The organism is Variovorax sp. VaC1 (genome assembly GCF_043658315.1).
In the GTDB taxonomy this organism is placed as follows: Bacteria; Pseudomonadota; Gammaproteobacteria; order Burkholderiales; family Burkholderiaceae_C; genus Variovorax.
The window spans coordinates 62,897-81,672 of the sequence record NZ_JBIGLT010000004.1 but is presented as its reverse complement, the minus strand read 5'-3'; the positions used below and the strand labels follow the sequence as shown (position 1 = coordinate 81,672).

Genomic DNA, 18,776 nt, shown 5'->3' with positions numbered 1-18,776 from the left:
GGATCAACCCAGGGTGATGATCGAACGCGCGTTGTCGCGTCGTCCGATGATGTTCAACAAATTGGAAAGCGCGTCTTCGCGGCCGGGCGCGGCACTGGCTTCGCCATTGAAGCGGAAGGTGGTGCCGTTCCAGCTGCCGCTGCCGTTCAGCTCGAGGCTGCCCTCGCGCGTGCTGAGCAGCAGCGTGGGGCGGTTGCCGCCTTCGAGCGTGAGCCGGTAGCTGCCCATCGGCCGCAGGGTCGACAGGCTGGAAGAAACATCGGTGGCGTCGAGCGTCGCCTGCCCCGCGATGTGCAGCGTGGGGCCGTCCCACTGCATCGCGAAGGCCTTGGTGGAGAGGTCGAGCGCGCCGTCGAGCTTGAGCGTGTTCCAGGGCGCACCCAGGCCGGTGAGCATGGTCGCGGGCCAGCGCGAGCGAGCGTCCTGCCATTCGAGCTGCATGCCCTTGGCGCGCGGGCTGGCCTTGAGTTCGAGCGGCGTGGCCGCGCAGCAGGGCAGGTCGAGGCTGGCGGACATGCCGCTCCAGCTCGGTCGCATGCGCCAGTGCAGCAGGCCCGGCAGCGAGATGGCTTCGGCGCCGCCGGCACCGCTGGCGAACACCACGGCGGCCGTGCCGTTCCAGACGGTGCCGCGCGGGTTGGCCAGCACCAGCCGGCCCTGGCTCCAGTTCGACAGCGCGGCCGAAAGCCAGCGCGCGGGCGCGAACAGCACCACCGTCAGCACGGCACCGATCACGACGCCGAGCAGGGCCCAGCGCCAGCCGCCACGCGGCCTGGTTTCGGGGAGAAGGGGGCGCGTCACCATGCCGCCGGGTTGCCGTGGCTCATCGCGCCGCGGGCAGCGCCATGACGAGTGTGCCTTCCCAGCGGACCTGCGGCGCTTGCGCCGATGCGTCCTTGCCTCCCGCTGCGGGTGTCGTGGGCGTCGTCGGCGTTGCGGCGGGGGCGCGGGTCAGGTGGGCTTCGCGCGGCACCGCGTGGGCGTTGCCGCGTGCCTGCGCCAGCCATTGGGCGACTGCCTGCGCGGGCGCCGCGCGCAGCGTGACGGTGGCACCGTCGCCGCCGGCGTTCATGAGCTGGGCGTTGTGGGTGCCCAGGCCCTCGCGCACCGAGGTTTCGAGCGCACGCATGGCGTCGTCGCGGTTCAGCCGGGGCTGCGACTGCATCGCCTTCGCGCGGTTCTGCAAGGTGGCCATCTGCTGCAGCTGGGCATCGAGCTTCGCGTGTTCGGCCGGGGCCGCGGCCAGCGTGCGCAACGCGGGGGCGAGCGCAATCCACCAAAGCAAGGCGAGTGCCACGAGCGCGACCGCGGCGGCGACCAGGCGGCGCTCGCGCGCTTCAAGGGTGGCCCAGCGGGCCTTGAGCTGTTCGCTGAAATTCATCGGGTGGCCTCGGCCTGTACCAGCAGCAGATCGCCTTCAGTGCGCACGTTGTAGCCACGCGGCGCGAGCGCGCCGGTGAGCTGGGAGACCTCGGAGGGTTGCAGCCCGAGGCCGCGCAGGCGCAGCTGGCCGGCGCTGTAGTCGACGGCGGCCGGCACCTTGCCCGGCGGCAGGTTGGTGGCGAGCGCGCCGACCATCGGTTCGAAGTCGCTGCTGGCCACGTCGCCCACGGCCTGCTGCAGTGCCGCGACCTCGCGCGCCATCTGCAGCGGTGCGTCGACCACGATCTTCACCGAGGGGAAGGTCTGGGTGAGGATGGCGTCGGCAGCCTTGCGCTTGGCTTCGAGCGCGTTGCGCTCTTTCCAGGCCCAGGCATTGAGGCCGATCAGTTGGGTCAGCAGCAGCGCGACGGCGCCCCAGCGCGCGGCGCGCCACTCGGGTGCGTAGCGCAGGGTCTGGAGCACCGAGGCGAACCGCTTGCCGGCACGCGCGCGGCCGGTTGCGGCAAGGTCGAACTGCGCCAGCTCCCAGGGCGTGCGTGCGGCCTGCAGCCAGCGCTGCGGCGTCTGCACGATGGGCACGCGGCGCCCGAGCAGGTGCTCGGCCGTTTCGGCCACGGCGGGCTCGGTGGTGATGACGGCGGTGTCGAGCGGCAGGCCGCCCGACAGGGCCAGCCCGGCACCGGCCAGCGGCAGCGAGACGACGCCGTCGGCATCGCAGACGGTGAGCTGCGGCGCCTCGGGTTCGCCCGTGATCTGCAGCAGCGGCGGGCCGTCGGCCGGCTGCGGCGCGAACTCGGGGACGATGCGCACCACGCGCCGCCCCGCCGCTTCGAGCCCCTGCACGACGCTGCGCAGCCAGATGCGGTTGCAGGCCGCGACCCACACCGGCGTGCCGGCAGCCTTGGCGTCGGGTTCGAGCGCGAAGTGCAATGCCTCGGGGTCGTCGAGCAGGTGCTCTTCCAGCAGGCCGTCGAGCACGGCGCGCAGCTTGGAGGCGCTGCCCGTGCTGCCCTTGGGCAGCGTGACGCGGTGCCACGACAACGCGGCGGAAGGAATGCCGAGCGTGACTTCTGTGCTCGATGGCAGGAGCGCCAGCAGCGCGCGGCCTTGGTTGCGCAACGCAATGCCGTCGTCGCCTGCCTGGGCCCAGTCGTACTCACCCGCGGCGTCGGCCGGAGGGAGGGGGGCAATGAGCAGCAGGGGAGTCATGTCGATCTTGGAAAAGCCGGTGATTGTAGGTGGGCGTCTTACAGTAGAGCGCTCTTATTTCGATAGCGTAACTCGCAGATATGACGCTTCTGGAACGGCCTTTTTGAGGAGGAAGATTACTTTCGACATCAGGGTTTGACCGGAGTGTTCGTCGCACCGGCGCCGCGCGTGCGCCAGACCGTCGTCACCGTGATGCCGTTGCGCTGCAGGAGCGAGTGTTCCTCGACCCAGGTGCGGTCCAGGCGCAGGCGGCCATACACCTCGAAGTAGTTGGTGCCCACAGAATGCTGCGCCTCGTTGAAGAGCGAACTGCTGCCGCTGGGCAATGCGGCGTTGGCGGCAGGGAGGTCCTTGAAGAAGGCGCGTGTGCGGCGGTCGACCAGTTGCCGCGCGTTGGCGATGCTGAGCGATTCCATGCTGGCGCTGATCGCCTCGGCACTTGCCGTATTGATGTTGAGCCTGGTGCGTACTGGAAGGATCGTCACGTAGGGTTGGAGCGCCGTGGCAGTCGAGGGCGAGAGGCCCAGCCACACCAGCTGCGAGACCTCTTGCGGCAGCAACGGCGCGGCGCCTGCATCGACATCGGCGCTGCCATCGGCCGTGGTGCCGTTCGACAGCGCGCTGGCCAGGCCGGCGGTCATCCGGTTGAGTTCCGACAGCGGCAGCCCCAGCAGGTTGAACAACCGGGTGAAGGTGGCGACGCTGGCCGGCACCGGCTTGCCGCCATCGACCAGCGACAGCACGTTGAGCTTGGACTGCGCATCGACGATGCGGCCCGAGAGGAAGGCATCGGGCAGGCCGTCGAGACTGTCGCTCGACGCGTTCTTGTCGGCCGCCAGAAAGCTGGTGAGGCGCGCCTCTTCGAGCGGCACAGCCCAGGGTTCGCCCAGATGATCGGCACCGCCGGCGCGGCCGTCTTCGGCAAGGATCAGGCGCGACCAGTCGAGCGCGCCGATCAGCACCCAGGCGGCTTGCACGCGCGCGCGCTCGGCGCCTTCGACTTCCGATGCGCGCCATTGCTGCCACAGCGCCGCGGCGGAGAAGGTGGCGACCAGCATCACCGTCAGCATGGCGGCGAGCAGCGCGGCACCGGCCTGGCGGCGCGCGCGTTGCATCGGCGGGGTGGTGCGCGGCGTCGTCATGATTTCGGCGCTCCGACTGTCGGCCGGACCCAGTCGCGGGTGAGGACGCCCGACAGCCCGTCGCCGGGCGGCAGGCTCAGCACCAGGCGCACGCCATCGGGCATGTTGACGATGGGGGTGGTAGGGCTGGCCGGGTTGCCCGGCGTGGGCGGATTGGTCGGCGGCGGCGTGGCGGCGGGCAACTCGCCGGCCGGCACCCAGGTGTTGTCGCGGAAGAAGAAAAGCTGCCAGCTGTCGGCGGCCATCAAGGCGACATCACCGTAGCCGCCCGGTTGCGCGCCACCGTCTTGCGCCCAGCTGGCGGCGAGGTTCCAGGCCTGCTGCCATTCGCCGCGCGTGGTGAAGGTGGGCGATTGCCAGCGTCGCCAGCGCACGCCGTCGGGGCCGCCGCGCAGTGTCCATGCCACCACCTGCACCGCCGGTGCGGCCGCGTCGCTGTTGCGGCGGGTGAGGCGCAGCACGCGGCCATCCCAGTCGATCGGACGGGTCTGGGCGAGCGCGGTCGTGGCGTCGAGGTCGGCGCCCCACTGGGCGAGCGTGGCTTGCAGCGTCAGCACGGCGTCGGCGCGTTGCTGGTTCTGCGTGGTGGCGCGCGACATGCTGTCGAGCCCGCGCCAGCTCACGAGCGACAGGAGCGCCATCACGGAGATGGCGACCAGCAACTCGATCAGAGTGAAGCCGCGCGCCCGATGTCGCGAGGCCCGCTGCTGGAGCATCGGGGAGCGGGCTTCGTCCGGCCGTGGGTGTTGCGCCCGGCAAGGAGAAGAAGGAGAAGCGACGCGAGGCGCGTGCAGCCTGGGGCCGGTCATCAGTACCTCCCCACGATGGTCGAGATGCGCAGGATCGGCGCGTTGCCTTCGTCGCGCACCTGCACGTCGACGCGGCGGAAATTGGGATTGAGCGTGGGCACCGTCGAGGTCGTCACGTTGAACGACGCGCCCGCCTGCACGCAGATCGAACCCGAGTCGCCCACCGCAGGCATCTGCCGCGACAGGCGCGCCTTGGCGAGTTCGTTCTCGGCGCACAGGTCGGCCAGCACCAGGTCGGACTGGCGCTGCGCATTGCGCGTGAGCGACATCGTGGCCTGCGAGCCGGCGGCGAGCGCCAGCGCGACGATGCCCAGGGCGATCAGCACCTCGATCAGCGTGAAGCCGCCGTCGCTGCGCGAGGAAGAAGAAAAGGGCCGGCGGCTCATGGCACGGCGGAGACGGTGAAGGGGCGCAGCCCGTCGGTGGCGATGCGCAGCGCGCGCGCGGGCGGGCCGGCGGAATACAGCGTGACCTGTTGGGCTGCAATGATCGGGTCGGGTCCGAGCTGCAAGGCGGGAACCAGCACGCCGCTAGCGAGCGAGACCTGGGCCGTGATGCCTTCGGCGACCCAGCCGCCAGGCAGTGCGTCGGCCGGCAGGCCATCGAACACGAAGCTGCCTTCGACTGGCCGCCAACGCACCGCGACGCCACTGGCCCGCGATTGAGCGCGGGCCGATTCGAGAAGGGCGGCGAGCCGGTCGGCCTCGCGGTCGAGCTTGGCGGCGTTGGTGTCGCGCATCGCGAAGCTCACGCTGGCGGTGGCGATCGCGATGATCGCGATCACGACGATCAACTCCAGCAGGGTGAAGCCGCCGAGGGCGCGGCGCTGCTGCTTGGGGTGGCGGCGGGCGCCGGTGCCGCTATTGCCAGCTGCCGATGTCGGCATTCTTGCCTTCGCCGCCGCTCACGCCGTCCGCGCCGAACGAGAGCACGTCGATTTCGCCCTTGATGCCCGGGTTCAGGTACTGGTAGGGATGGCCCCAGGGGTCGTTGGGCAGCTTCTCGACGTAGGGCTTCCAGTTGGGGGCGGCCGGGCCGGTGGTCGGGCGCGTGAGCAGCGCCTGCAGGCCCTGCTCGGCGGTCGGGTAGCGCTGGTTGTCCAGGCGGTAGAGCTTCAGCGCCTGCATCAGGTTGTTGATGTCGGTGCGGGCGGCCGTCACGCGGGCGTCGTCGGCGCGCTCGATCACGTTCGGCACGATCAGCGCTGCCAGCACGCCGATGATGACCAGCACCACCATCAGCTCGATCAGCGTGAAGCCGCGTTGGGCGGTGCGGGAGGTGGCACGAAGGAATTTGGTCATAGGTTGGGCGACATGGTTCGGAAAGCGCGCTGCATGATAATCCGCGGCCATGACAAGTCCTTACTCCGCAGCCCGCTGGCATGCCCCACTTGCAACGACCGGCCTTTGGGCACTGGCCGCCGGCGCCGCGGTGTTCTGGGGGCTGCGCCTGGCCTCGCCGGCCGACGCCGTGGCGGCCGCGGCAACGATGCCCCGGCCTTCGGTGTCTGCCGATTCCGATGCGGTCGCGCGGTTGCTCGGCGTGCTGCCTTCGACGAGCACGGCACCCGTGGCCCCCGAGGCGGCCAGTCGCTTCGCGCTGTCGGGTGTGGTGGCGGACCCCTCGAAGCAAGGGGCCGCGCTGATTTCCATCGATGGCAAGCCGCCCCGGCCGTTCCGTGTTGGCTCGAAGGTGGGCGACAACTACGTGCTGCAGTCGGTGGGTGTGCGTGCGGCGACGCTGGGTGCGCAGGTCGATGGACCGGCCGCGTTCACGCTGCAGTTGCCCGTGCGCGCGCCGATCAGCGTCAGCAGCAGCGTGCCGCCGCCTCCGCTGGCAACGCCTGCGCCCCAGGCCGCGCCAGCAGGGCTTCTGCCCGCGACCATGCCGGCTGTCGCGGCGCCGCCGCAGATGGGCGGCGGGTCCCTGCAACAGCAGCCGGCGATGACGCCGCCGCCCCAGGGGGCCGCCGCTCAGTAGCAGCGCCGTTGTTGAACGAGCGAATGAATGAAAAAAGCCGGCTTTGCGCCGGCTTTTTCTTTTCCGCCGTGCGTCAGGCCTGCAGGAACAGCCGGTACGCGGGGTTGGCCGTTTCCTCGACGTAGGGATAGCCCAGCGTTTCGAGGAAGGCATCGAACGCGGCGGCCTCACCGGCCGGCACTTGCAGCCCGACCAGGATGCGGCCGTAGTCGGCGCCCTGGTTGCGGTAGTGGAACAGGCTGATGTTCCAGTTCGGCCGCATCAGGCTCAGGAACTTCAGCAACGCACCCGGGCGCTCGGGGAACACGAAGCGCAGCAGCCGCTCGTCGTGCGCCAGGCCCGTGCGTCCGCCGACCAGGTGCCGCAGATGCTCCTTGGCGAGTTCGTCGTGCGTGAGGTCGAGCGCATCGAAGCCGTGGTCGATGAAGGTCTTCGCGATGGTGGCCGATTCGCCGCGCGCCGATGTCGTGAGGCCGACGAACACATGGGCCTTGGCGGCATCGCTGATGCGGTAGTTGAACTCGGTCACGTTGCGCGGCGCGCCACCACCCGCAGGCGCGGCGGTGTTCGCGGGCATCTCGCTGATCAGCTCGCAGAAGCGGCGGAAGCTGCCGCGCTCCTCGGGGATCGTGACCGCGAACAGCGCCTCGCGTTCTTCGCCGACTTCGGCGCGCTCGGCGACGAAACGCAGGCGGTCGAAGTTCATGTTGGCGCCGCACAGGATGGCCGCGTAAGTCTCGCCATGGCGACCGTGCTGCGCCACGTATTCCTTGATGGCCGCCACCGCCAGCGCGCCCGCCGGTTCGACGATGCTGCGCGTGTCGACGAAGATGTCCTTGATGGCGGCGCACACGGCGTCGGTGTCGACGGCGATGTAGTCGTCCACCAGTTCGCTGGCGATGCGGAAGGTTTCTTCGCCCACGAGCTTGACGGCGGTGCCGTCAGAGAACAGGCCCACGTCGGGCAGGTTCACGCGCTCGTGTGCGGCAACCGATTGCATCATCGCGTCGGAGTCGTTCATCTGGACGCCGATCACCTTGATCTCGGGGCGCACCGCCTTGATGTAGTTGGCCACGCCGGAGATCAGACCGCCGCCGCCGATCGCGACAAACACGGCATCGAGCGGTCCCTGGTGTTGCCGCAGGATTTCCATGGCGATGGTGCCCTGGCCCGCAATCACATCGGGGTCGTCGAAGGGATGAACGAAGGTCAGGTTTTGCTGCGCCTGCAATTCGAGCGCGTGCAAGTAAGCGTCTGAATAGCTGTCGCCGTGCAAGACGATTTCGCCACCGAAGCCGCGCACCGCATCGATCTTCAATTGAGGCGTCGTCACCGGCATGACGACGACCGCGCGCGTGCCGAGCTTGCGCGCACCCAATGCGACGCCTTGCGCGTGATTGCCAGCTGACGCGCAAATCACGCCGCTTGCCAATTGCTCGGCACTCAGGTGCGCCATCTTGTTGTACGCGCCGCGCAATTTGAAGCTGAAGACTGGTTGCTGGTCCTCGCGTTTGAGCAGCACGGTGTTGCCGAGCCTCTCGCTGAGTGCACGCGACTTCTCGAGCGCGGACTCGACCGCAACGTCATAAACCCGGGCGTTGAGAATTTTTCTGAGATAGTCAGCGGGCGTCAGCGCCGAATGAACAGGCGCACCGCGCATGATTTTTTTCAAGGGAGTTTTCATTTGCTAACTGACGATGATAAGAGGCATCGGGATTGCTTGCGGATATGACATGGACACAAATGTCATAAACCTCTTCAACAAAGCCCCAGCTGCAAATGATTCGGGATTTTTTGAACGCACTTATCCCACGGTTCGCGCGACCGTCAATCAATTCAAGACAGAGCAAAATTTGTTATCAATTTCTGTCAGCGACCTTTCCAAAGGGCTGATGCAGGCGGAGGCCGCGCGCGTCCAGCGAAAGGAAATTGGGCGTGCAACGTGGCAAGTGATGGGCAACAGGTTGCGTGCGCACATCGTTCCGCTGCTGGGCGATGTGCCGGCGCAGTCGTTTGCAACCACCGACGCGCAACGTTTGATAGATCGCCTCGGAGAGCAGGGCTTCACCAGTACGACGATTGCCCAGTACCTGGTGCTGTTGCGCAAGGTGGTGATGCACGGCGTGCACATCGGGGTGCTTCGCGATGCGCCTGCATTTCCGAAGGTCAAGGTGCGCAGCCAGCCGCGCGGCAGCTTCAGCGTCGCCGAGTACCGGACGATCATCGAGACCGCGCGCAGCTTGCGCGGACACTCGCATCCGGTGCTCGATCAACTCGCCCCCGGCGAACGCTTCTGGATTGCGCGCGAACTGCTCGTCATGCCGGACGAGTTGCCTTGGCTGATCCGCTGGATGGTGAACACCTTCGTGCGTCCGAGCGACATCAAGCTCATGAAGCACAAGCACATCGAGGTCGTGCGCGGCAAGCATGTCTACCTGCGAATGAACCTGCCCGAGACCAAGCGACACAGCCAGCCCATCGTGAGCTTGCGTCCGGCCGTGCGGGTTCATGAATGTTTGCTCACTTATCGTCGCGAGCATGGCTTTGGCGGGGCGGAAGACTACATCTTCATGCCGCAGTTGAGGAACCGCGAGCACGCGCTCGCGGTGCTCAACTTCTTCTTTCACTGGGTGCTCGAAAAAGCGGGACTCGAGAAGGGACCGCTGGGTCAGTCGAGGACGCTGTATTGCCTGCGCCATACCGCGATCACGTTGCGGCTCTTGTATGGGCAGGGCATCGACATGCTGACCTTGGCGCGCAATGCGCGAACGAGCGTCAACATGGTCGAGCGTTTCTACGCATCGGTGCTGAGCGGAGAAATGAATGTGGGGTTGCTGCAAAGCAGGCGTGGACGAATGAGCTGAGAAAGAGCAAAAAGTCGCCCAGCGTGAGCTGGGCGACTTGAGGCTTTGTCGATTCGAACTGGCGCGAGCCAGCATGGGAATCAAGACCTGCGGATCAGAACGCGTGGCGGATGCCGAAGTCGTAGCCGGTCGATGTCTTCGGGGTGAAGGTGTTGTTGGCGATGAAGCCGGGGCCGCCGGTCGTCAAAGCAGCGCCGTTCTTGTTGCTGATACGAGCGACCGTCGCATACAGCGCCGTGCGCTTCGACAGGTTGTGTACGTAACCGAGTGCCAGTTTGTTGGCCTTCGGGTCACGTTGGTTGAATGCGAACGGCTGGTTCAGGTCGAGCTTGACCGCCGAGTACGAAGCGCGGATCAGGCCTACGCCGACTGGCACGGTCACGCCGAGCAGGTAACCGGTCAGGTCGACTGAATTCGAGTTGACGTTGCTGAACGTGAACCGTTGGTTGTCGGAGTCCAGCTTGTTCTTGGCCTTCGAGTACTCACCAAAGAGCTTCACAGGACCGAAGTCATACGAAGCGCCGAGGTTGAACGTGTTCACCTTGCTGGTGATGCCTGCATAGTAGTCGTCGCCAACAGTGCTGCTGCCATAGGCCAACGCAACATCCAGCGGGCCGTTGGCGTAGCCGAAGCGACCGCCAACGTAACGACCTTGACGCTGCGTGTTCAGGATGTCGGGCGTCGCGATGCCAGGGCTGTACTTGGTCTTTTCGCTGAAGCCGTACATCAGTTGACCGTAGAAGCCACCCAGGTTCGGCGGCAGGAAGTAGCCGATGGTGTTGCTGGCGCGGTCGTAGTTGCTCTTGCCGCCATTGGCGAAGGACCCCACCGTCGCTGCGGGAGTGCCGAAGGCTCCGAAGCTGGTGTTGGCCGTCGAGATCAGGTTGGTGCCAACGCCGTTGGTGCCGAACGGATCGAACACGGTGTCGTTCCAGAACGTCGGGGTGTAGTCACGGCCGAGGCGAACTTCACCGAACGGACCCGACAGGCTCACCGTCGAGCGACGATTGAACGTCGCGACGCCTTGCTGGCCGTCGTCATTGCTGATCGGGGCTTCGAGCCAGAAGCTGGCCGAGAGGCCGCCACCAAGGTCTTCCGTGCCACGGAAGCCCAAACGGCTGGAGTTGTAGCCCCCGTTAGCCAGTTGGCGGCTGCTGGTCTTGACGCTGCCCCGATTGAGGAAGGCGTTGCGCACGTCACGCGAGCTGTTCGAATAGCCACTGATCGACGCGTCGACCACACCGAACAGCGTGACGGACGACTGGGCCGAGGCAACACCGGCAACAGCCAGGGCAGCCAGAGCAGCTGCCCTTTTCGTGTGGCGCACTAGAGTGGCGCCGCAGTGCGTGGGGCCTCTTGGACCGCTGGAAAGAAAAAAGCCCCGAGCTTTGCAGCTCGGGGCTAAATCCACCAATTGGAAGGGTGGAGGAGACAACTGGGTGCGCACAGCTTGGCGCGCAATGAAATAAAGTATATCGACTGTTTGTTGCGTTGCAACAAGCGAGTGATGCTTTTCCCACACATTAATGGATGTTGCCGTGCATTTGTGCCCGACATCCTCGACTGGAGCCCTCAAAAACCATGGAATGCACAGTAAGTTGGACCGGTGATGCAGGCACCCGATCGGCCATGGGCTTTGTTGCCGAGACGGGCAGTGGCCACGTTCTGATGATGGACGGCGCCCCTGATGCCGTAAAGCCCGAGAACGGCGGGCAAAATCTCGCGGCACGACCGATGGAAACCGTGCTGGCCGGCACGGGAGGCTGCACCGCCTATGACGTCGTGCTCATCCTGAAGCGCGGGCGGCATCGTGTCGAGCGTTGCAGCGTCAAGTTGACCAGCGAGCGCGCGGAAAAAGATCCCAAGGTGTTCACGAAAATCCACATGCATTTCACCGTTGCAGGGAAGGGCATTCCGGCTTCCGCTGTGGAGCGCGCGATTGCGCTCAGCCACGAAACCTATTGCTCGGCCAGCATCATGCTGGCGAAGACCGCCGAGATCACTACAAGTTTCGATCTGATCGAAACCTGACGTCGACGCGCTAGATGCGGTGCGCCAGCGTGGTCATCACGCGGGAGGCCACGCGCATCAGGGCTTTCGCAGGCGCCGGAAGCTCTGCCGCGCCTGCATCGACGGCCTGCGCCGCATGGCGCGCTTCATCGAGTTTCATCTGCTCGACGACCGCTCGGGATGCGCTGTCTGCGGGAGGGAGGCGATCCAGATGGCTGTCGAGATGAGCTTCCACCTGGCGCTCGGTTTCGGCGACGAACCCCAGGCTCAGCGGGTCGCCGAGGCGTCCTGCGAGAAGACCCAGGCTGAATGCGCCCGCGTACCAGAGTGGGTTCAGGATTGAAGGCCGAGCGCCGAGCTCATCGAGGCGCTGGCGTGTCCAGGCCAGATGATCGGTTTCCTCATGCGAAGCCTCAAGGAATTGGGCGCGCAGAGCCGGGTCGCCTGCGACGGCCGCCTGGGCCGTGTAAAGCGCCTGGGCACAGACTTCACCTACGTGATTCACGCGCATCAATGCGCCGGCATCCCGGCGTTCGTTGTCGCTCATCTCTCCAGGTGTGTGGGAGGGGAGGGGCATGAGCCGGGTGGCATGAGGACGGGCAAAGAGCGTACGCAACGCCGCATCTGCGGCGGTCAGGACGGGGTCGAGCAAGAGCGTCATGCAGCTATTTGAACGCACATGACAAAGGCCGCACCGGTGCACCGCTTGATTTCATATTGTGGTGCGGCAGGTGACCTAAGTCCTTTGTTGCAGGACTGCAACGAAACGCGCAGGCCATCCAAGATTTCGGGCGAATTGTTTTGCCCTGCCGCAGCGGCTCTGGTGCAATAGCAACAACTTCCCAAAAGGAGGTTGGCCCGGGGTCCGGTGGGAGCACAAAAGTGCCAGTCACGGTGAGCCCTTCGCACCGGAGCCCTATGTTTAACCTTGGAGAAACTTGCAATGAAAAAATCTCTAGTTGCTCTGGCTGCCCTGGCTGTTGCCGGTGTTGCCTCGGCCCAGTCGTCCGTCACGCTGTTCGGTGTGGTCGACGCGTCGATCAGTAACTACTCGACCAAGAGCACCTGGCAGCCGTCGACCCCGTTCGCGATCCAGCCTTTCGCTGTTCCCGCTGGCCGCAAGCAAAGCCAAACCGCACTGGCTAACTCGGGTTACAACTCGAGCCGCCTGGGCTTCCGTGGTACGGAAGACCTCGGTGGTGGCCTGGCTGCAAGCTTCTGGCTCGAAGCTGGTCTGAACAACGACACCGGTCTCGGTGGTCTGTCGGGTACCCCTGGCGTTACGACCGATCGCAACGGTGGCTTGGCTTTCAACCGTCGTTCGACGGTGAGCCTGTCGGGTCCGTTCGGTGAAGTCCGCCTCGGCCGTGACTACACCCCGACGTTCTGGAACGACACCGTGTTCGATCCGTTCGGCACCAACGGCGTTGGCACCAACCTGATCTCGAACATCAGCACCCGTCTGGCAAGCGCTGCAGGCCCTGGCTCCGCAGTTTCCACCAGCGACAACTATGTTCGTTCGAGCAACTCGATCGGCTACTTCCTGCCGCCGAACCTGGGTGGTTTCTACGGTCAGTTCATGTACGCGCTGCATGAAAACGTCAAGACCAGCGACACCGGCTTCAGCAGCCCGTCGTCGAAGGGTCGTTACGTTGGTGGTCGTTTCGGCTACGCCAACGGCCCGCTGGACGTCGCCGCTTCGTACGGCCAAAGCACGGCTGCCGACTCGGCAGCACTGGCTGGCACGCAGAATCGCAAGATCAACACCTTCAACCTGGGTGCTTCTTACGACTTCGGCCCCGCCAAGCTGTTCGGCGAGTACTCGCAAGTCAAGGACAAGAACGAACTGGGCACGCCTATCAACTTCGGTGGCATCCCGTTCCTGACGACCTCGACGCAAAACGACAAGTACAACGGCTACCTGCTGGGTGTGACGGTGCCGGTCGGTGCTGGCCTGATCCGCGCTTCGTATTCGTCGGTGAAGTACAAGAACGGCGCTCCGCAAGTGTTCAACTTCTTCAACACGAACAACGGCAACGCCCGTGCTAACCAGTTCGCCATCGGCTACGTGCACAACCTGTCGAAGCGCACTGCCCTGTACGCTACGCTGTCGCGCATCAACCTGAAGAACGCCTACAACAACCCGTCCGTCATGGGCGCTGTGACCGGTGGTTCGCCTGGCTACATCAACGGTGGCGGCTACGCTCCGAAGAGCGCAACCGGCTACGACTTCGGTATCCGTCACGCTTTCTAATTTGACGCTGGCGTAAGCCAGCTTCGAATCGAAAAGCTCAAAAGCCACTCGACGAAAGTCGAGTGGCTTTTTTCGTTCTGCAACCCGGAAAAGCATGCAGCGCACCCCCGGGGAACCACCGTGCGGGCACGCACCTTGCACTGCTAGCATGCCCGATCACTTCGTTTGCTGAATGACTGCCTTTGTACTGCGCCGCCTGATCCAGGCCGTGATCGTGATGATCGCGGTCGCGTTCATCGCCTTCCTCTTGTTCCAGTATGTCGGCGACCCCGTCGTGTTCCTGTTGGGACAAGACGCCAAGCCCGACCAGATCCGTGAACTGCGCTCCGCCTTGGGGCTCGACAAGCCCTTCTTCGTGCAGTTCTGGCACTTCCTCGTCAATGCCGCGCAAGGTGAGTTCGGCCTGAGCCTGCGCCAGGGCGCGAAGGTGTCGCGCCTGATCGGCGAGCGCTTCCCGGCCACGCTCGAGCTCGCACTTGTGGCCGCCGCGCTGGCACTGTTCATCGGCATTCCGATGGGCGTCTACACCGCATTGCGCCGCGGTACTTTCATGAGCCAAGTGTTCATGACTGTGTCGCTGCTCGGCGTGTCCCTGCCCACTTTCCTGATCGGTATCCTGTTGATCCTCGTCTTCGCCGTGACGCTGGGCTGGTTCCCGAGCTTCGGCCGAGGCGATACCGTGAAGTTCGGCTGGTGGACCAGCGGCCTCTTCAGCGCCGACGGCTGGCACCACATCGTGCTGCCGGCGGTGACGCTGGCGATCTTCCAGCTCACGCTCATCATGCGATTGGTGCGAGCCGAGATGCTCGAGGTGCTGCGCACTGACTACATCAAGTTCGCGCGCGCACGCGGCCTCTCGAACCGGGCCATCCACTTCGGCCACGCGCTCAAGAACACGCTGGTGCCCGTGATGACCATCACCGGCCTGCAGCTCGGTGGCCTGATCGCCTTTGCCATCATCACCGAGTCGGTGTTCCAGTGGCCCGGCATGGGCCTGCTGTTCATCCAGGCCGTGACCTTCGCCGACATCCCGGTGATGGCCGCCTACCTGTGCCTCATCGCCTTGATCTTTGTGGTGATCAATCTTGTGGTCGACCTGCTGTACTTCGTGGTCGATCCGCGCCTGCGCGTGGGCAAGGCAGGAGGGCATTGAAATGACGACAGCCACCGCGCCGCGCCTGCAAGCCTCTGGCAGAGCGTTTGCGCACATCGCGAACTTCTATCCCGAGATCACGGCCTTTCGCCGCGACCTGCACGCCCATCCCGAGCTCGGCTTCGAAGAGGTCTACACCTCGGGCCGCGTGCGCGAGGCGCTGCGTGCCTGCGGCGTGGACGAGATCCACGAGGGCATCGGCAAGACCGGCGTGGTCGGCGTCATCCGCGGCAAGTCGACCGCCAGCGGCCGCATGATCGGCCTGCGCGCCGACATGGACGCGCTCCCCATGCGCGAGGACAACGACTTCGGTTGGCGCTCCGCCAGCGACGGCCTCATGCACGGCTGCGGCCACGACGGCCACACCGCCATGCTGGTCGGCGCCGCCCGCTACCTCGCCGAGACCCGTGACTTCGATGGCACCGCCGTGCTGATCTTCCAGCCCGGCGAAGAAGGCTTTGCCGGCGCTCGCGTGATGATCGAGGACGGCCTCTTCGACCGCTTCCCCGTGCAGTCCGTCTACGCGATGCACAACTGGCCCGCCATGCCGGCCGGCACCGTCGGCATCAACCGCGGCGCGATGATGGCTGCGGCCGACCGCATCACCATCAGCATCAAGGGCAAGGGCGGTCACGGGGCGCATGCGTACCTCACCGTCGACCCGGTGATCGTCGCGGCGCACATCATCACCGCGGTGCAGAGCATCGTCTCGCGCAACGTGCGCCCGATCGATGCCGCCGTCATCAGCGTCTGCGCGATGCAGGCGGGCGACCTTGGTGCCATGAGCGTGGTGCCCGGAGAAGCCACGCTGGTTGGCACCGTGCGCACCTTCAGCGCGCGCGTGCAGGCGCAGGTCGAGCAGCGCCTGACCGAGCTGTGCACCGCCGTGGCCTCCGGCTTCGGCGCCACCGCCACCATCAAGTACGAGCGCATCTACCCGGCCACCATCAACACCGCCCCCGAGGCGATGTTTGCCGCCGATGTGGCCGAGTCGCTGGTCGGCGCAAAGAACGTCGACCGCAGCATGGAGCCCAGCATGGGCGCCGAAGACTTCTCCTTCATGCTGCAGAAAAAGGCGGGCGCCTACCTGCGCATCGGCCAGGACGTGCGCGAAGGCGCCTTCCTGCACAACAGCCGCTACGACTTCAACGACGAGATCCTGCCGCTTGGCGCCGCGTTGCACGCGGGCCTGATCGAGCAGGGCATGCCGCTTGCCGCTACCCGCGGCGCGCAGCCAGGGAAAGCCGCCGCCACCGCGGCGTCGTGATGTGTCCGATTTCAACCCGAGGAGTGTTCCCATGAGTTTCAAGAAGAAAGCGGCTGCGGTCGCTGTCCTGTGCGCACTGGGCGCCGCCAGCCTGGTCGCCAATGCGCAGACCATCCGGATCGCGAACCAGGGCGACGCGCTGTCGCTCGACCCGCATTCGCTCAACGAATCGCTGCAGTTGAGCGTGACCGCCAACGTCTATGAAACCCTCGTGGGTCGCAACAAGGACCTGAGCCTTGCGCCGCTGCTCGCCACCAGCTGGAAGCAGACCTCGCCGAACGTCTGGCGCTTCGAACTGCGCAAGGGCGTCGTGTTCCATGACGGCACGCCGTTCACCGCCGACGACGTGGTCTTCAGCTTCGCACGTGCCCAGGGCGACGGCTCCGACATGCGCGCCACGCTGAGCGACATCAAGGCCGTGCGCAAGGTCGGCGACCTCGCCGTCGAGATCGAGACCAACGGCCCGTTCCCCATCCTGCCCGACGTCATTTCGCTCACCATGATCATGAGCAAGAAGTGGTGCGAGGAAAACCAGGCCACCAAACCCGTCGACCGACGCAAGGGCATCGAGAACACCGCCTCCTTCAAGGCCAACGGCACCGGCCCGTTCCGCGTGCGCGAACGCCAGCCCAACGTGCGCACCGTGTTCACGCGCAACGGCACCTACTGGGGCAAGATCGAAGGCAACGCGCAAGAGATCATCTTCACGCCCATCGCCAACCCCGCCACCCGCGTGGCCGCGCTGGTCTCCGGCGAAGTCGACGTGATGGAGCCGGTGCCCGTGCAGGACATCGCCCGCATCAATGCCGCGCCCAACGCCCGCGTCATCACCGGCCCAGAGATGCGCACCATCTTCCTGGGCATGGACCAGAAGCGCGATGAGCTGCAGTACTCGAACATCAAGGGCAAGAACCCGTTCAAGGACAAGCGCGTTCGCCAGGCCTTCTACCAGGCCATCGACATCGTCGGCATCCAGAAGACCGTCATGCGCGGCGCCTCGCGTCCCACCGGCCTGCTGGTCGGCCCCGGCATCAACGGCTGGACCGCCGAGCAGGACAAGCGCCTCCCGTACGACGTCGAAGCCGCCAAGAAGCTGCTGACCGAAGCCGGCTACCCGAACGGCTTCGAGGTCTCGCTCAACTGCCCGAACGACCGCTACGTGAACGACGGCCAGATCTGCCAGAGCGTCGCGTCCAACCTCGCGAAGATCGGCGTGAAGATCAACCTCGTGGCCGAGACCAAGGGCACCTACTTCCCGAAGGTGCTGCGTCGCGACACCAGCTTCTACATGCTGGGCTGGACGCCGACCACGTATGACTCGCACAACGCGCTGAGTTCGCTCACCTCCTGCCCCGACGACAAGGGCACCGGCCAGTTCAACCTGGGTGCGTACTGCAATCCCAAGCTCGACGAGCTGACCAAGAAGATCCAGTCCGAGTCCGACAAGGCCAAGCGCAACGAGATGATCAAGGAGGCCTTCAAGATCCACGCGGACGACGTGGGCCACCTGCCGCTGCACCAGCAGTCGCTGGCATGGGGCGTGAGCAAGAAGGTCGAGCTGGTGCAACTGGCCGACAACTTCATGTACTTCAAGTGGATGAGCATCAAGTAACTCGACAGTGGGCCGCCGCCTGAGCGGCCCGGCCATGGGCCCGCTTCTTGCGGGCCCATTCCTTTTTGCCTCACGATGAAAAATAACCCCCACGCTTCCCTTGCTGTGCAAGGTCCGCTGCCCCCCGAGGGGGCCGCCTTCCTTCTTGGGGCGGCCCGGCGATGAAAAAAACCCTTGCCCGTTGGCTCGACAGCGATGTCGGCTACAGCTTTCGCACGTCGCCGGTCGCGATGGCCGCCGCGCTCATTGCGCTGGTGTGTGTCTTCTGCTCGGTGTTCGCCGGCTGGGTGTCGCCGCACAACCCCTTCGACCTCGCCACGCTCGAACTGGGCGACGCGCGGCTGCCGCCCGCGTGGAGCGCCGAGGGCTCCTCCAAGTACCTGCTCGGCACCGACGACCAGGGCCGCGACATTCTCTCGGCCGTCATTTATGGCGCACGCATTTCGCTGATCGTCGGCCTGGTGTCGGTGGTGCTGTCGGTCGTCGTCGGCGTCGTGTTCGGCCTGCTGGCGGGCTTTCTCGGCGGCTGGCTCGATTCGTTCCTCATGCGCGTGTGCGACGTGATGCTGTCGTTTCCGCCCATCCTCGTCGCATTGCTCATTGCCGGCGTCGGCCGCGCGCTGTTCCCGGCCGCGCACGAGTCGCTGGCCTTCGGCGTGCTGATCATTTCCATTTCGCTCACCGGATGGGTGCAGTACGCCCGCACGGTGCGCGGCTCCACGCTGGTGGAGCGCAACAAGGAATACGTGCAGGCCGCGCGCGTCACCGGTGTCGCGCCGCTGCGCATCATGCTGCGCCACGTGCTGCCCAATGTGATGGGGCCGGTGATGGTGCTGGCCACGATCCAGGTCGCGACCGCGATCATCACCGAGGCCACGCTGTCGTTCCTCGGTGTTGGCGTGCCGCCGACCTCGCCCTCGCTGGGCACGCTCATCAGCATCGGCAACCAGTACCTGTTTTCGGGCGAATGGTGGATCACGGTGTTCCCGGGCCTGATGCTGGTGCTGATCGCCCTGAGCGTGAACCTGCTCGGCGACTGGCTGCGCGACGCGCTCAATCCGCGCCTGCGCTGAAGACAAGAAGGACAACGCCA

General features: G+C 65.7%; 19 protein-coding genes. 8 read left to right on the top strand and 11 right to left on the bottom strand.

Going from position 1 to position 18,776, the window contains the following annotated elements:
• Window positions 1–3: 3 nt before the first annotated feature.
• The 8 genes from gspN to gspG all read right to left on the bottom strand — a co-directional run bounded on the left by gspN (window position 4) and on the right by gspG (window position 5,844).
• Window positions 4–804: a type II secretion system protein N gene (gene gspN / locus ACGLHS_RS17275; protein WP_394481622.1), complete on the bottom strand. Its 801-nt coding sequence runs from the start codon at window positions 802–804 to the stop codon at window positions 4–6.
• Between the two features lie 19 nt (window positions 805–823).
• Window positions 824–1,381, bottom strand: coding sequence for a type II secretion system protein GspM (gene gspM / locus ACGLHS_RS17270; protein ID WP_394481620.1), 558 nt, complete (start codon window positions 1,379–1,381; stop codon window positions 824–826).
• A complete protein-coding gene (gene gspL / locus ACGLHS_RS17265; RefSeq protein WP_093245361.1) occupies window positions 1,378–2,592 on the bottom strand; it encodes a type II secretion system protein GspL in 1,215 nt (404 codons plus the stop codon). Before gspL ends, gspM begins: the two co-directional genes overlap by 4 nt.
• 128 nt (window positions 2,593–2,720) lie before the next feature.
• Window positions 2,721–3,734 carry a type II secretion system minor pseudopilin GspK gene (gene gspK, locus ACGLHS_RS17260; protein WP_394481617.1) on the bottom strand — a complete coding sequence of 338 codons (1,014 nt, stop codon included), beginning with the start codon at window positions 3,732–3,734 and terminating at the stop codon, window positions 2,721–2,723.
• The gene (locus tag ACGLHS_RS17255) at window positions 3,731–4,450 is read right to left on the bottom strand and encodes a type II secretion system protein J (protein ID WP_093245363.1); all 720 of its coding nucleotides are present in this window, start codon (window positions 4,448–4,450) and stop codon (window positions 3,731–3,733) included. The genes gspK and ACGLHS_RS17255 overlap by 4 nt, the downstream gene beginning before the upstream one ends.
• A gap of 92 nt (window positions 4,451–4,542) precedes the next feature.
• A complete protein-coding gene (gene gspI / locus ACGLHS_RS17250; protein WP_093245365.1) occupies window positions 4,543–4,929 on the bottom strand; it encodes a type II secretion system minor pseudopilin GspI in 387 nt (128 codons plus the stop codon).
• A complete protein-coding gene (locus tag ACGLHS_RS17245; RefSeq protein WP_394481614.1) occupies window positions 4,926–5,429 on the bottom strand; it encodes a prepilin-type N-terminal cleavage/methylation domain-containing protein in 504 nt (167 codons plus the stop codon). The genes gspI and ACGLHS_RS17245 overlap by 4 nt, the downstream gene beginning before the upstream one ends.
• Window positions 5,404–5,844 (bottom strand): type II secretion system major pseudopilin GspG, encoded by a 441-nt coding sequence (gspG, locus tag ACGLHS_RS17240; protein WP_394481612.1) that lies wholly within the window; start codon window positions 5,842–5,844, stop codon window positions 5,404–5,406. The genes ACGLHS_RS17245 and gspG overlap by 26 nt, the downstream gene beginning before the upstream one ends.
• A 49-nt stretch (window positions 5,845–5,893) precedes the next feature.
• On the opposite strand from gspG, the gene ACGLHS_RS17235 reads away from it, so the two are divergent.
• Complete coding sequence (locus tag ACGLHS_RS17235; protein ID WP_394481610.1) at window positions 5,894–6,523, top strand: hypothetical protein; 630 nt, start codon at window positions 5,894–5,896, stop codon at window positions 6,521–6,523.
• A 73-nt stretch (window positions 6,524–6,596) separates the two neighbouring features.
• Here the strand turns inward: ACGLHS_RS17235 and ilvA are convergent, their stop codons facing one another.
• Window positions 6,597–8,207, bottom strand: a complete 1,611-nt coding sequence (ilvA, locus tag ACGLHS_RS17230; RefSeq protein ID WP_394481608.1) for a threonine ammonia-lyase, biosynthetic — start codon at window positions 8,205–8,207, stop codon at window positions 6,597–6,599.
• A 49-nt stretch (window positions 8,208–8,256) separates the two neighbouring features.
• On the opposite strand from ilvA, the gene ACGLHS_RS17225 reads away from it, so the two are divergent.
• Window positions 8,257–9,387, top strand: a complete 1,131-nt coding sequence (locus ACGLHS_RS17225) for a hypothetical protein (protein ID WP_394481606.1) — start codon at window positions 8,257–8,259, stop codon at window positions 9,385–9,387.
• Window positions 9,388–9,481: 94 nt separating this feature from the next.
• Here the strand turns inward: ACGLHS_RS17225 and ACGLHS_RS17220 are convergent, their stop codons facing one another.
• Window positions 9,482–10,687 (bottom strand): porin, encoded by a 1,206-nt coding sequence (locus tag ACGLHS_RS17220; protein WP_394482480.1) that lies wholly within the window; start codon window positions 10,685–10,687, stop codon window positions 9,482–9,484.
• 281 nt (window positions 10,688–10,968) lie between these two features.
• Here ACGLHS_RS17220 and ACGLHS_RS17215 point away from each other — a divergent pair, with 281 nt between their 5' ends.
• The gene (locus tag ACGLHS_RS17215) at window positions 10,969–11,418 is read left to right on the top strand and encodes an OsmC family protein (protein ID WP_394481603.1); all 450 of its coding nucleotides are present in this window, start codon (window positions 10,969–10,971) and stop codon (window positions 11,416–11,418) included.
• 10 nt (window positions 11,419–11,428) lie between these two features.
• Here the strand turns inward: ACGLHS_RS17215 and coq7 are convergent, their stop codons facing one another.
• Entirely contained in the window at window positions 11,429–12,058 is a 630-nt protein-coding gene (gene coq7, locus ACGLHS_RS17210; RefSeq protein ID WP_394481601.1) for a 2-polyprenyl-3-methyl-6-methoxy-1,4-benzoquinone monooxygenase, read from the bottom strand.
• Window positions 12,059–12,340: 282 nt separating this feature from the next.
• Between coq7 and ACGLHS_RS17205 the strand changes: the two genes are divergently transcribed.
• From ACGLHS_RS17205 to ACGLHS_RS17185, 5 genes are all read left to right on the top strand, one after another.
• Window positions 12,341–13,651 carry a porin gene (locus ACGLHS_RS17205; protein WP_394481599.1) on the top strand — a complete coding sequence of 437 codons (1,311 nt, stop codon included), beginning with the start codon at window positions 12,341–12,343 and terminating at the stop codon, window positions 13,649–13,651.
• Window positions 13,652–13,823: 172 nt separating this feature from the next.
• Window positions 13,824–14,804, top strand: a complete 981-nt coding sequence (locus ACGLHS_RS17200) for an ABC transporter permease (RefSeq protein WP_093245385.1) — start codon at window positions 13,824–13,826, stop codon at window positions 14,802–14,804.
• A gap of 1 nt (window position 14,805) precedes the next feature.
• A complete protein-coding gene (locus tag ACGLHS_RS17195) occupies window positions 14,806–16,071 on the top strand; it encodes a M20 aminoacylase family protein (protein ID WP_394481597.1) in 1,266 nt (421 codons plus the stop codon).
• Between the two features lie 31 nt (window positions 16,072–16,102).
• Window positions 16,103–17,683 (top strand): ABC transporter substrate-binding protein, encoded by a 1,581-nt coding sequence (locus ACGLHS_RS17190; RefSeq protein ID WP_093245390.1) that lies wholly within the window; start codon window positions 16,103–16,105, stop codon window positions 17,681–17,683.
• 161 nt (window positions 17,684–17,844) lie between these two features.
• Window positions 17,845–18,756 (top strand): ABC transporter permease, encoded by a 912-nt coding sequence (locus tag ACGLHS_RS17185; RefSeq protein WP_394481594.1) that lies wholly within the window; start codon window positions 17,845–17,847, stop codon window positions 18,754–18,756.
• Window positions 18,757–18,776 lie beyond the last annotated feature (20 nt).